This window comes from Dictyobacter halimunensis (assembly GCF_036245075.1).
In genome coordinates, this window is sequence record NZ_BSRI01000002.1 from 1,587,370 (window position 1) to 1,600,794 (window position 13,425).

At 52.5% G+C, this 13,425-nt stretch carries 12 protein-coding genes; 3 read left to right on the top strand and 9 right to left on the bottom strand.

What is annotated here, in order from left to right; translation table 11 throughout:
• Positions 1 to 164: 164 nt before the first annotated feature.
• Positions 165 to 1,145, top strand: a complete 981-nt coding sequence (locus AABA21_RS20495; protein ID WP_338253312.1) for a diacylglycerol/lipid kinase family protein — start codon at positions 165 to 167, stop codon at positions 1,143 to 1,145.
• Positions 1,146 to 1,213: 68 nt separating this feature from the next.
• Positions 1,214 to 2,965 (top strand): dynamin family protein, encoded by a 1,752-nt coding sequence (locus AABA21_RS20500; RefSeq protein ID WP_338253313.1) that lies wholly within the window; start codon positions 1,214 to 1,216, stop codon positions 2,963 to 2,965.
• An 84-nt stretch (positions 2,966 to 3,049) separates the two neighbouring features.
• Here AABA21_RS20500 and AABA21_RS20505 read toward each other — a convergent pair whose 3' ends face one another.
• Positions 3,050 to 3,472 (bottom strand): hypothetical protein, encoded by a 423-nt coding sequence (locus AABA21_RS20505; RefSeq protein ID WP_338253314.1) that lies wholly within the window; start codon positions 3,470 to 3,472, stop codon positions 3,050 to 3,052.
• A gap of 156 nt (positions 3,473 to 3,628) precedes the next feature.
• Between AABA21_RS20505 and AABA21_RS20510 the strand changes: the two genes are divergently transcribed.
• Positions 3,629 to 4,825 (top strand): phosphotransferase family protein, encoded by a 1,197-nt coding sequence (locus tag AABA21_RS20510; protein WP_338253315.1) that lies wholly within the window; start codon positions 3,629 to 3,631, stop codon positions 4,823 to 4,825.
• A gap of 57 nt (positions 4,826 to 4,882) precedes the next feature.
• On the opposite strand, the gene AABA21_RS20515 is transcribed toward AABA21_RS20510, so the two are convergent.
• From AABA21_RS20515 to AABA21_RS20550, 8 genes are all read right to left on the bottom strand, one after another.
• A complete protein-coding gene (locus AABA21_RS20515; protein ID WP_338253317.1) occupies positions 4,883 to 5,662 on the bottom strand; it encodes an SDR family oxidoreductase in 780 nt (259 codons plus the stop codon).
• Positions 5,663 to 5,698: 36 nt separating this feature from the next.
• Entirely contained in the window at positions 5,699 to 6,796 is a 1,098-nt protein-coding gene (locus AABA21_RS20520) for a Gfo/Idh/MocA family protein (protein WP_338253319.1), read from the bottom strand.
• A 599-nt stretch (positions 6,797 to 7,395) separates the two neighbouring features.
• On the bottom strand, positions 7,396 to 7,620 hold the full coding sequence (locus tag AABA21_RS20525) for a helix-turn-helix domain-containing protein (protein ID WP_338253321.1): 225 nt from the start codon (positions 7,618 to 7,620) through the stop codon (positions 7,396 to 7,398).
• A gap of 474 nt (positions 7,621 to 8,094) precedes the next feature.
• Positions 8,095 to 9,138 (bottom strand): hypothetical protein, encoded by a 1,044-nt coding sequence (locus tag AABA21_RS20530; RefSeq protein WP_338253322.1) that lies wholly within the window; start codon positions 9,136 to 9,138, stop codon positions 8,095 to 8,097.
• A complete protein-coding gene (locus AABA21_RS20535) occupies positions 9,126 to 9,302 on the bottom strand; it encodes a hypothetical protein (RefSeq protein WP_338253323.1) in 177 nt (58 codons plus the stop codon). Before AABA21_RS20535 ends, AABA21_RS20530 begins: the two co-directional genes overlap by 13 nt.
• Positions 9,289 to 9,957 (bottom strand): sigma-70 family RNA polymerase sigma factor, encoded by a 669-nt coding sequence (locus tag AABA21_RS20540; protein ID WP_338253324.1) that lies wholly within the window; start codon positions 9,955 to 9,957, stop codon positions 9,289 to 9,291. Before AABA21_RS20540 ends, AABA21_RS20535 begins: the two co-directional genes overlap by 14 nt.
• A 770-nt stretch (positions 9,958 to 10,727) precedes the next feature.
• A complete protein-coding gene (locus tag AABA21_RS20545; RefSeq protein WP_338253325.1) occupies positions 10,728 to 11,279 on the bottom strand; it encodes an RNA 2'-phosphotransferase in 552 nt (183 codons plus the stop codon).
• Between the two features lie 166 nt (positions 11,280 to 11,445).
• On the bottom strand, positions 11,446 to 13,254 hold the full coding sequence (locus AABA21_RS20550; protein ID WP_338253326.1) for an FAD-dependent oxidoreductase: 1,809 nt from the start codon (positions 13,252 to 13,254) through the stop codon (positions 11,446 to 11,448).
• Positions 13,255 to 13,425 lie beyond the last annotated feature (171 nt).

A 13,425-nucleotide genomic window follows, 5' to 3' on the forward strand; every position in this document is an offset into this window, starting at 1 on the left:
ACAACCAAATGCGTCGATAATACGTACCAAAATTGCAAGGGATAAACCCATGCATGAATGTGAAAAACCTATATCGCTATATACTGGTGTAGAAAACGATGTACGCGTTTTCTACACCAGTATATAACACTGTTTTGAGCTACTACACACTAAAGAGGTTCGTAATGCAAGAGACGACCAATAAAGCCAGCACACCTGTTAAGAAGCAGCAAACAAAAGCCATTGTTATCGCTAATCCAACTTCAGGCAGCTATACGCTTCATGAACATCAGATCAAGCACATCATCGCAAAGCTCCAGCAGCAGGGATGGCAGGTAGAGCTCAAATTAACCCAATCCAGCGGGGACGCCTGCCGGCTGGCGAGCGAGGCCGCCCAGCAACATATCGATGTGGTCATCGCCACAGGCGGTGATGGCACTATCCATGAGGTCATTCAAGGACTGGCCGGCAGCGAAACAGCGTTGGGAGTACTCCCCAGCGGAACCGTCAATGTCTGGGCACGCGAGGTGGGTATTCCACTGGATCTCAATGGAGCTAGCAATGTGTTGCTCAATGGCCAGACCCGGCGCATCGACCTGGGTAAGATAGATGATCAGTATTTCTTGCTGATGGTCGGCATAGGGATTGATGGAGAGATAACGCAGGCGGTTGAGAAACAATCGATGAAGCGCCTGAAATTCTTTTCCTATCTTCTGATGGCCGCCTGGTGGGGAGCCCGCTATCCAGCGTTTCGCGGTACCATAAACCTGGGGGATCGTGAAATTAAAGTCAATGCTCTACAGGTGATTTTCGGCAATACCCAGCTCTATGGCGGTGCGATTAAATATACCTGGCAGGCAAAATGCGACGATGGGCTGCTCGATCTGTGTGTCGTGCGCCGTCAAAGCGTACTCCGGCGAGCAGCCATGATCATCGATTTCCTGCTGCGGCGTCCGAAACGCCATCAATGGGTACGCTATGAAACAGGCGAGACAATTAAAATCACCACACATAAACCGGTTGCCATCCAGGTTGATGGGGAACCACTGGGCCATACCAGCACTTCAGAGGCAGAACCTACCCTCTTAAGCGTGGGGCCACAGGCCCTGAAAGTGATCGTGCCAGTCACAGCTCCCGAAGACCTGTTCTCTCGCCAGCCGCTGTAACGTATTACTACTACAGCGTCATCACTTATGATGGCAACACAGTGGCCCCGCGAGGAGATATAAAGAGTATGGCAAAATCTATCTTACAAGACCGACAACGAGCTCTGTTACAACAAGAGAAGCAGCTCGCCATTGACCTGGCGAGCTGCCTGGAAAATTTCGAGGGTGGCGAACCCTATGAGAAAACCCTGCGGCAGGTCACGGCCTCGCTTGATGACCTATTTCTGCTGGTCATTGTAGGTGAATTTAACGCGGGGAAGTCTGCCTGCATTAATGCGCTACTACACAACGAAGTGTTAGAAGAAGGCGTCATCCCGACAACGCACCAGGTAACCATTCTGCGCCATGGGGAGGAGCAATCACAGCACATGCTGGCGCAGGACATCCTCGAAATGGAGTACCCAGCCGAGTTCTTACGCGACATCAGCATCGTGGACACGCCCGGAGTCAATGCTATCCTGCAGGAGCACCAGCGTCTAACCGAAGAGTTTGTCCCCCGTAGTGATCTAATATTGTTTGTCACCTCGACCGATCGACCATTTACGCAGAGCGAAAAAAGCTTCATGGAGCGCATCCGGGCCTGGGGCAAGAAAGTCATCATCATTCTCAATAAGATCGACCTCCTGCGCTCGCCGGAAGAACTGCAGAAAATCACCACCTTCATATCACACAACTGTCAGCAGTTGCTGGGCTTTCAGGCGGAGATCTTTCCCGTTTCGGCGGTACAAGCGCAGCAAGCGCGCCAGGCCGTGGGACACCAGGCCGTTGAGCTCTGGGAACGGAGCCGCTTCGGCAAGCTCGAAGAGTATCTATTTGAAACGCTGGACGCCAGGGAACGCGTGCGCCTGAAGCTCTTGAGTCCACTGGGAGTCATGCAGCGGCTGCTGGATCAGACACGCGGCTCGGTAGAGGAACGCGCCAGGCTGTTGACCGAAGATGCGCGCACCGTCACCAATATCGAAAATCAACTGAGCTTCTATCGTGAGGACATGGAGCGCAATTTCAAGCATCGCCTCACCGAGATCGCCAACGTTGTCCTGGAGATGCGCCAGCGCGGCGACTACTTCTTCGATGATACCATTCGGCTGCGACGCATCCTGGACCTGGTGCAGGGAGATCGCATCCGCCACGAATTCGAACGCGAGGTGCTGGGCGACAGCGCCGCCCGCATCGAACATGCCGTCCAGGAGATGATCGATTGGATGGTCGAGCAGGAGCACCATTTCTGGCAAAACATCATGGAATACATCGAACGACGACGCGAGGTAAGCCTGCGCCGCGATGACAACATGATTGGAGCCGTCAGCCGCCAGTTTGACTACAATCGCCGTCTCCTCCTACAATCGGTCTCACATACCGTTACAGGTGTCATCCAGACCTATGATCAGGAGGCCGAATCTACCCAGCTTGCCGAGGATATGCGCAATACAGTCGCCCAGGCGGTGATCACCGGAGCTGGAGGCATTGGGCTAGGCGCATTGATCGTCGCGTTTATGGGCACGCTGGCGGCCGACGTCACCGGCATCATCGCGGGTATCGGCCTGTTGCTGGTCGGCTATGGCATCATCCCACTGCGTCGCAAGCAGGCGAAAAAAGCCTTCGACGAAAAAATGCAGGAGCTACAGCAGAGACTGACCTCGGCTATGAGTGAGCAGTTCCGCAAAGAGCTCCAGAACTCTCTCAACCGCATCGAGGATGCCATCGCCCCCTACACACGCTTCGTGCGGTCCGAGCAACAAAAAACCACCGAGATTCAGGCTCGCATCGGCCAGCTAAACAACACCATCACCACCATCAAAAACGAAATCGAAAAAGGATAATCATGAGTAAAAAGGCAATGGTGCAACAATAGCGCGGGAAGCGCTATTGTTGCACCATTGCCTTTTTACTCATGGCAGCTTTCGCTACCCAAGCAGGTTGAAAATCACGTTGACAAGGGCGATAATGCCACCGGCTACAATAAATGAGGCGAAGCCGATGGGACCGCCGACCCCGGCCAGAAGAATGGCTGCAAGGGGAACCAGCACGCTGACAGAAACGATGGCCAGGGCCAGGCGCTGGCCCGAAGACGCTTTAGATCTCGTGCTACCTGGCTGATATATCTTGCCACCAAAATTTTGGTTCTGGTTCAGGCGTTGACCCAGGCGCTGGGCTACAGCCTCCACAAAATTATCGTCCGCGAATTGATTGGTGCCAGATGGCTGACCGTAAGTTGCCTGCTCGTGTTCATAAGGTGGGCCGTCATGGCGGTATGTCGAAGTGCCTTCATAGCCTTGATAGGCCGAGGGATTGGGGCGCTGCTCCTGTGAATCCATCTGTGGTGCCATCCAGTAAACCTCTTTCTCAAAAATGATACAGTTTAGAATATCTTTTCTTCTACATTACGTCTACCATAGACCCGGGGTTGTACGAATATTCATCATTTGCAAATGCGGTAAACTATAAAGAGGCGCAGGCCAATTCTTGAAAGAAGGACGGAACCTATGTCACAGGACGAGACAACGCAGCCATTGCACGCAGTTGAGGCGATTGCGAACGCTGAACAACTTTTGAGCAGACACTTTGGTATAACCATACGACTTGGTCCTGGCGATGATTTAGGAGGTAGCCAGCGTTCGCGAGTCTATCGGTGCCCCGTACTGGAGGGACCAGAGCTGTTGGCTTCCGGCGTCATCATCAAGCAGGCCAGCGAACCCGATGGTACCCCGCTACGGCAGGCCAATCAGCTCTTCTTAAATGAATGGGCCAGTCTGCAGTTTATACAGGCCCTATCACCAGCGCAACCACTGGCACCACAGTTTTACGTTGGTGATTTCAATCTCAGCATGTTTATTATGGAGGATCTTGGACCTGGCGAACAGCTCAATCACGTCTTACTGGGTCGTGACAGCGCGCGGGCTGAAGCGGCCTTGCTGAACTACGCAGGCATACATGGACGTCTGCACGCCCTCTCAATGGGCAGGCAAGCCGAATATACAGCGATCCGAGCTGCCCTGGGACCACAAGAGGAGAGCCTCTATTTCAGCTTCGACTGGCTGCACGCACAAATGGAAAAGATCATCACAACACTCAATGTACAACCTGCATCAGGGATCGAGCGTGAGCTCCACACCCTGCAAGCTGCCCTGACCAATCCAGGTCCGTTTCTAGCTTTCATACAGGGAGATGCCTGCCCCGATAATATCATACAAACCACACAAGGGGTGCGCATGATCGATTTCGAGGGCGGCACGTATATCCACGCGCTCATCGAAGGGGCTTATGGACGGGTCCCATTCCCAACCTGCCGCTGCCTCTATCGCATTCCTGAAAACATTGCACTGGGAATGGAGGCGCGCTATCGCAGCGAGCTCAGCCAGAGTTGTCCCGCCGCCGCCGATGATACGCTGTTCTACCACGGTCTGATCGAAGCTACCATCTCCTGGGCGCTCGGCTTTCATACCATGGTTCCCCTGGAAATCATCCTGCCCCAGGATCGCTTTATCATGGCCCTGACAGATCGCCAGCGCTACCTGCTCTTCTTTGAAAACGCCGCCCACTTATGCGCAACACACGGCTATATGCAGGCCATCGGAGAGACGCTGGAAAAGCTGGCCCAGAAGATGCGCCTGCTCTGGCCGGATACAGAGGAACCCCCCTGCTATCCAGCCTTCCAGCCAGCGCCACCAGCACTCCCGTAACATGAAAAAAGCAGGAGGCCAGATAGCCTCCTGCAACTGCAATTTTGCAAAACCGGATCAGAGAGCGGTGCCTTCAGGGAGCAATGATTCGAGCGAGCCCCCGATGACGATGGTACGCCCATCAGCAATGGTCGCGTCGGTGGCGGCCCTGGCGATAGCTTCCCCCATTTCAGCGGCCGTGGGCAACGCGCCCACCTGGTTGCTGCGGTTGGCCGCCAGGCCAGGAGCGGAACGCTCTAACAGCTTCGGGGTAATCGTTCCTTCGATGAGATCCCCGGTCACCACCACAAAGCGAATGCCCCGCGCGGCAAACTCCTGCTGCCGCGCGCGCAAAGCCTGCTCGCCAGCGTATTTAGACGCCGCAACCGGCTCATAAGAAGGAACATGCTGGATACCATGCCCATACAGATGAGCCCAGTGGCTGGTAATAAATACGATCGCGCCGCCGGGACGCAGCAGGGGGAGCGCCAGGTCAACCATGGCCACCTGAGCATCACGGTTGATGTGCATAGGATAGTCAGGGTCCAATGCCAGGGCATCCTTCTCCAGACCGCCGGAGGCATTGAGGACCAGCACATCCAGTCCGGAACGCCACTGCCGCACCTCGGCAAACAGGCGCGCCCGATCCTCAGGGCGCGTAATATCGCAGCTCACGGCCAGGGCCTGCACGCCGCGCCGGTTAGCTTGGGAGACAACATCATTGGCGCGCGCGGCCTTATTGCGATAGTTAAAAGACACATCATAGCCGCGCGCGGCCAATGCCAGCACCGTCTCCGCTCCAATGCCACGAGATCCCCCGGTGACTAAAGCGGTCTTTGGCTGTGTTGTCTCTTCCATCAAAAATCTCCTTCAATACAAAACCCGATAGAGTGATTATGCTTCGACTACGACCTCGCGCCCCTGTAAAGCGGAGGCATAGCAGGCATCGATAACGCGGGCACGCCGCAGGCCATCAGCCCCATTGTAGAGGGACCAGTTGCCGCTCGTAATACGCTCGATAAACTCTTCAGTCACCGCGTTATGGAACTGGCCACCACGGGTATGAGGATGGATCTCAGATGGCGCACCGGCAACATCGGTATAGATGGTCAGGGTATTCTCCGTATTATAATTCTTCACACGAATGTCGGCGCCACCCTCGGTCCCATAAAGGATGATCCCATAGTCGTCCTGGGCGCTACTATGGGTCGCCCAGCTGGTCTCCAGCAGCAGCGTACCGCCGTTTGAGAGGCGCAAGAAAGCGGTAGCCAGGTCCTCTACCTCATAGGCATGCTCCTCGGAGCCTGTTTTGCGTGAATTGAGATTAATGCCAACACCACGCGTCCCCAGCTCATTGTAGGTTGAGGCGCTGACAGTCAGTATCGAGGGCTCCTCAAGCAGATAGAGGGCCATATCCAGTATATGCACGCCCAGATCAATCAGGGGGCCACCACCGGCCATATTCTTGCTGACAAACCAGGAGCCAGCTCCTGGAATACCGCGTCGACGCATCCAATAGGCTTTAGCATAATAGATATTGCCCAATTTACCTTCATCAATATAGCGTTTTAATGTCTGTACATCATTGCGCTCACGGTGATTGAAGACAACCTGCAGAACACGGTTGGCCTTCGTAGCGGCCTGCACCATAGCCTCGGCCTCTTCGCTGTTACGTGCCAGCGGTTTCTCACACAACACGTGCAATCCACGCTCCAGAGCGGCGATGGCGATAGGAGCATGCAGCGCGTTGGGGACAGCTACGCTGACCGCGTCCAGGTCCTCGTTGGCCAGCAGATCCTTATAATCCCGATAGCGGCTGGTAGCAGGAATACCAAAAGTATCACCTAGATAGGTCAGGCGATCCTCCTCAAGTCCCGCTAATGCTACCGCTTCAACGTTTGGCAGCAAACGAAAACCCTTAAGGGCGCTTTCTCCGCCGAATCCCAGGCCGATAATGCCTATACGAATTTTTTTATCTTGTGTCTCGTTCATTATTCGTGATTACACTCCTTATCTACCAATTAATAGCACAAGCCACACATACGTTTCATCACATACAGTTGAGGAGTTTGTAGATATAGACATATAGAATAAGTGGCACTCTATTGCATACCAAAGCCTACCCAACAGTAAGTAGCATACCATACATAGTAGAGATTTCAAGGGTTGATGAGAATGTTTTACTCTCCTTGTGGTAGCGAACGTGAGCGCCACCACACGCGCGTCCGCTGCTCGGACGCGCTGGTTTGTGTGTTAGTGCCTGGGGTGCGCGGATGCGCACCCCAGGCACTAACACACAACGGACTTGTGGGCAACGCTGGCGCGAAACCTCATGCAGACTGCACGTGTGGTGGCGCTCACGGGTCTTTTATAAATTGATGCCGCAGGGGGCGCATTGTATATGCCATCACACAAACGACTTTTGCATGCTGCAGGGGCGAGAACTCACGGGTCTTTTATAAATTGATGCCGCAGGGGTGCGACTGCACCCCTGCGGCATCAATTTATAAAACAGAGTTATGAAAAGATGGGAGAATGGCGAGAAGGGCATCTTAGAGATGCCCTGGCATTGATCCCAGCGGATAGACTTGCTAAGAGACCAGGTCTAGAGTTGGCACGCCCAGCACACGAGCTAAAATACGCAAATGATAGGGTTGAGCCTCTTCGCGACCTGTTTCGAGATGAGTAATAGTATCACGTCGCAGTCCCGAGAGATCTGCAAGCTGCCCTAAACTCAGCCCTTTCTTCTGGCGAAGCACACGTAGGTTGGGGATACCGTGAGATCTTGTCACTCTCACTTTAGTTGCTACTTTCATGTTCCTCTCCTTCGAGGTAGTATGACTAACTTCTCCAGCGCCATTGCAAGAGAAGGCGACTGATGCAAAATCTGTATGCACTTTCTTTATCTTCATCAAATAGCATACCAGATGGTACAGGTTGTTGTCCAGTGACACAACAATAGTAATTTTCCAACTTCAACCATAACCTTTATATTAAAAACATATTTAAAGTTGTACCTCTATTATAAACGCATATAGAGGCCCAAACCTTGCATCGGATTCATCAAAATACGCCTATGATTGCGATTTAATCAATCACACGCGGGCAAGAACAATTACGCAATTTTCTTGCCGTATACTACACGATTCAAGCGAAAAATTTGCTTCACATACAGCTATAGCGCGCAACGTCCATAGGATAGAAGTAGGAAAATGCGGCAAAGCAAGTCGGAGGCTATCGATCCCTCCTCGGCTGGCATGTTTACACCACAGGGAGAGATCGACGGAAAGCTATTGCATAAAAGGATGCAGGCTGATCATACCGTTGCGGCTCTGGGGTTGGTCGGAGACGGCGCCAACCAGCTTGAAGGAAGGGCCACCACTTGTATCAGGATTATCCAATGAAATAACATCATTGGCAAACTGGCCAGGGGTATCTTCATCGCTCTGTGTCACACGATCGATACGGCCACCAATATAATGACCAGCATGCAGATCAAATACCTGCAGGGAATTGGCCACCGAGGTCAGTTCGGCATTATTAATGCCGTCGCTGGGATCACCAACGATCCAGAAAACGACACCACTATTCTCGTCGACAATCTCGCTACGGTCATTATAGACCCAGGTCGCATCCGCCCGACCAGTCTGGGTCCAGTGACCTTCGACAAAGATGGCCGAATCACTATTACCCCCATGGTTAACCGGGATCTGCCTGGCCGCGCCATCTTTCACCACCAGGTACACGGTACGCTTAGGCTTAAATTCACAGATAGTAATATGCTTGGGAGCTACGCCGGGGAGAGCATATGTATACTCAACCACCATAATCGGACCATCGGCCCAACTATTATCTCCACCATACATATAGAAGTCGCTCTGATTATAGCGATCGGGAACAGATGAAGGGACAAAGAGAGGGAAATGCAACAGATGCTGAGCCTGGACCAGGCTAATCTGCTGTGTGTCATCCTTATTTGAGTTTGGATCTTGTTTCTGATTTGAAACATTGGAAGAGACGACCGGGGCATTATTGACTAACAATACCCCGCTATGGGCGCCGGACAGAATATAGCTCAGGCCATAGGCGAATGCCGGGGCGGTCGCTACAACTGAGAGGAGCATAAACAGGGCGCAGGAGGCACAGAAAGCCAGGAAGGGACGCGAAATAGTTGTAAACCCATCAAAGAGTGTAGAGCGCAAGGATGGATGTGAAGAGCTCGCAAGGCGACGATTGAGCTGAAGACGACGAAATACGACGGCTTTAGTCTTCAACTCAAACCCATATTCGGCAGGCTGCAAACGCTCATCATCGGAATCCATTAAGGTCTGCACAAACAGAGGGGGAGCTCCTCGTGTTCAGGAGAAAATAAAGCATTGAGCTCACAGGCGAACTCAACTTCATCCATCGTGAAATCGTCAGGAAATACACCTTCCTGATTGGAAAGGTGAAATGTCTCCGGCCTTGATTCGGGAGGATATTCCTCAAATTCGCTCATACTCATGGGCATGCTCCTTGAGCGCTTCGCGTAAGCTTTTGCGCGCTCGCCAGAGTCGCGTGTCAACGGCATGGCGGGTCAATCCCGTCTTTGTCGCCAGTTCCTCAGTGCTAGCAAATTTAAAATAGCGGTGATAGATGAGAAAGCGGTCAAGTTCGGGTAACGTCGCCAACGCAAGACGCAATTCCTCGCGCCTTTCGCTTTGCTCTAGCAAATGTTCCATACTTGCTTCTGGATGTGGAGGCAAAGTTGTGCGTGCATCGTGTTCGTATCCCCAACCAGAAGATTTACGATTACCAGCAGTATCGCTTGAACCCCATTGACGAATTTCATCAGCAGATTGCACATTGTGCGTCTGACGACGGCACAATTGGCGACGACGATCTAGCGCGATATACTTCGCGCGCATCGTAAGCCAGGTGCGTAAGGTCCCGCGTGTAGCATCAAATGTATCAATCTCTTGCCAGACGGCCACAAAAAGGTCGTTGACACATTCCTCTGCATCCTGCGTTACCCCAACGCTATCAAGCACTAAACGAATAAAATAAAAAACTTCACGAGAATACCGGGATATAAGGGTTTCCAGTGCCTCGGGGTCTCGATCATGCAGCTTTTGGGCCAGATCCTCATCGGACCATTCATGTCGCACCATCATTGCTCCTTGCAGACCTGCGTATATCCTTTCAAATCAGTGAGCCGCTGGCACCTGCTTACTATACGACAGCAAGACGGCTCAGACGGGGGGAAAGAACATACCGTGATCGGTGGTACACTCGCCTGATTTATGATAGATATACGACATATAGAGACGCATATCTCTCACAACTCAGGCTTTTTTTTCAATTTTGCTTAAAACAGCGAAAATTGTCAAGTACCTATGCCAATGTACTACTAGAATGTTGTAGGCAAATAGCCTATATCACGAAAGATAAAGTAGTCAAATAAAATATACTATCGGGCACCTGAAAGTACTCTTTTGCCCAACCAGCCTGTTATTACTTCTGATAATTCATCAGCTATGCTATAAAAACTGGAAGCAAGCCACATAAATGGTATAAACAGCACCAGGAATGATCATATAATAAAGATCCGATGAGCTTTTATAGCTGCCCGATGTAAAAGTAGATGTTAAAGAATCTGCCGCTCACAGAAACGGCTCACAAAATTAGCAACTATGATAACTAGTGACTCCATATCTATATACAATCACAGGTCGCGAAATCAAAAATTATAGAAACTTTATCCATATGCATATCCATGCTGGCGGCAGGTGCCACCCGGCTCGATGGCGCATGATGACACATGCTACCTTCCTGGCTCGTACACTATGGGCGGGAATGCTAACATGATTATAGCGCGAAAAGTTCACTTCCACCAGAGGGTGAGGGCAAGTATTTGTGCAGGCATGAATCCTCTGGCAGGGATTTATATCTGCCGGCTCAGGTAAGCAGGAGGGATGGTATCGGCCAGCCAGACACTCTCGTTGCCCAGGTAGAATTGAACGCCGTCCTGATAGGCCTCTGAGGCAGCCACAACCAGGATAACCGGCTGCGAGGTACGACGCCGGGCAACCTGAAGCGCCGTCTCCCTATCCTCAGAAAGATGGACATACTGGCGTTCCATCGGTAACAGCCCTGATTGACGAATCCGTTCATAGGCGGCCGGGGTAGTACCGTGAAAGAGTCGCGCCGGCGGGGTCGCAGCCTCACGCTGCATGAGCTGTTGCAGGGAATGTCCATAATAAGCGCGAATGTGGCCCGCGCGCAATTCATAGCGCTTCTTTCCCGGCAACGCGATAACGTGCTCGATATCGCTCACCTGCAGATGCTTCCAGCCTGTACGGTGCTGGCGCAGGGCGCTTACCAGAGCATCTACGGAGACCCAACCCTCATCATCCAGGGTCAATCCAAAGCTTGCCGGCTGATGGCGCAAGGCGTAAGCCATCGTGCGGCTAAGCTGTTGCAGGTCTATTTCCATCTCTCAATCCTTTTAATCACACTTGAATGGAGGTAATGGCCCCCGCACGGGCGTCCGCATACGCGGCCGACTGTTTTTAGGAGTTGGTGCAACATCACCGGAGTCGCGAATGCGACTCCGGTGATGTTGCACCAACTCCTAAAAACACAAAGGTCTTTTTACTGGACTAGTTGACATTGATGACGGGTATTTTCGAAACGCTCCAGCGTGCGTTGGGGCTAGAGACCTCGAACTGCACCATAGAGATCGCATCGGTAGGACAGCGTACAATACACAATCCACAGCGAATACATTTTTCTTCATCAATGATCATATCAGCTCCACCCCGCCAATCTTCGGCATCCTCATGCATGGGATCGCCCTTGACGACGCGTGAGAGACCTTCCATGCTAATGCAGTCATAAGGGCAGATGTCCACACAGCCAGAGCAGAGAATACAGATTGAGGGATCAATCATGATATTCAACTGACACTGCAGACAGCGGCGCGCCTGAATGACGGCCTGCTCAGGAGTATAGCCGGTCTCGGTCTCACGGGTGTGAGCATAGCGATCTTTCAACGGGAGTGAAGGCAGCATCTGGTGTGGAATGGACTCATAGTTGTCGACCATACCACGGCGATAGTCGGGCAGTTCAACCTCTTCAGCGGCTTCCGCCGGCATATCGACCCCACCCAGGTAGCGGTTAATGGCGGCGGCCGCATCACGGCCATCACCAATCGCTGAGATCAGGTTACGGGCACCCTGCGTAAAGTCACCGCCGGCAAAGAGGCCAGGATGGTTTGTCATCCACGTCTCGATGTCCAGCAGAGGCACGCCCCACCTGTTAACCTCAAGACCCAGTTCCTCGGCTGGCAACCAGGATACGTCGCTATACTGACCGAAGGCCGGGATCACGGTATCGACTTTGATCTCGAACTCGGTGCCGGGAATAGGTACAGGACGGCGGCGGCCACTGGCATCGGGATCACCCAGTTTGTTGCGAATAAAACGCATGCCACTGACATGGATGCCATCCTCACTCATCACTTCCAGCTGCGTCACGAGATAGTTGAACTCAACATGCTCGAACATGGCTTCATCCATCTCGTACTCGTCTGAGCCAGCTTCCTCTTTTGAGCGACGATACATGATGTAGACCTTCTCAGCGCCAAAGCGGACCGATGTACGGCTGCAGTCCATAGCGGTAAAGCCGGAGCCAAGCACGGCTACACTCTTACCGATAAAGGCCGGCTCACCATAATTTGTCTTTTCCAGCAATCGGATACCGTCGATCACACCATGCAGGTCGGCGCCTTTAATCACTTTGTTATCGGGGCCGGTCAATGCATTTGGAACATAACAACCAGCGGCCAAGTATACAGCATCATACTCTTCAAGCAGATCTTTGATCTGTACATCGCGACCGACGCGCGTGTTGTACTTAATCTCAACGCCGATATCCGCCATATATTCATCGCACTCTTCGGTGGTCACATAGCGGGGCAGGCGCCAGACCGGGATACCATTAACCATCACGCCACCGGCGGTTGGATACTGCTCATAAATGGTGACCGCATAACCCATATCGCGCAGATCACGGGCACAGGCCATACCAGCGGAGCCAGCACCCACGATGGCAACCTTTTTGTCTTTGGTTACCGGCGGGCACACCGCGTGATGGCGATACTCACGATGATCGGCCGCAGCACGCTTCAGCCAGCAGATGGCGATCGGCTTACCATCGACTTTATTACGCCGGCAAACGGGCTCACATGGCTTCGCACACGTGCGACCCAGCACGCCGGGCACAACGTTTGCTTTACGATTCAACAGATACGCCTCATCGAAACGGGCCTGCGAAATCAAACCAATGTAGGTAGAAACATCCGTATGAGCCGGACACCCCACCTGACAAGGAATATTTGTCTGATACCAGTCCGGTGTCACAGTCACTGAACGATATCGAGCTTCCAATTCGCTATCGGGATCTATCATTTTAACCAAGTCCTTTCCTGGGCACCGGGCACTCTCTTCTACCAGGTAGTGAGGTATGCTAGCACCCGGAACAGGGGAGACAACGCTGGCGGCATAAACCGCTATTACAGTCTGGTCTATTCCCTATTAAAATTGCAAATAAACGTTAGACCAATACTCGTAGGATACAAC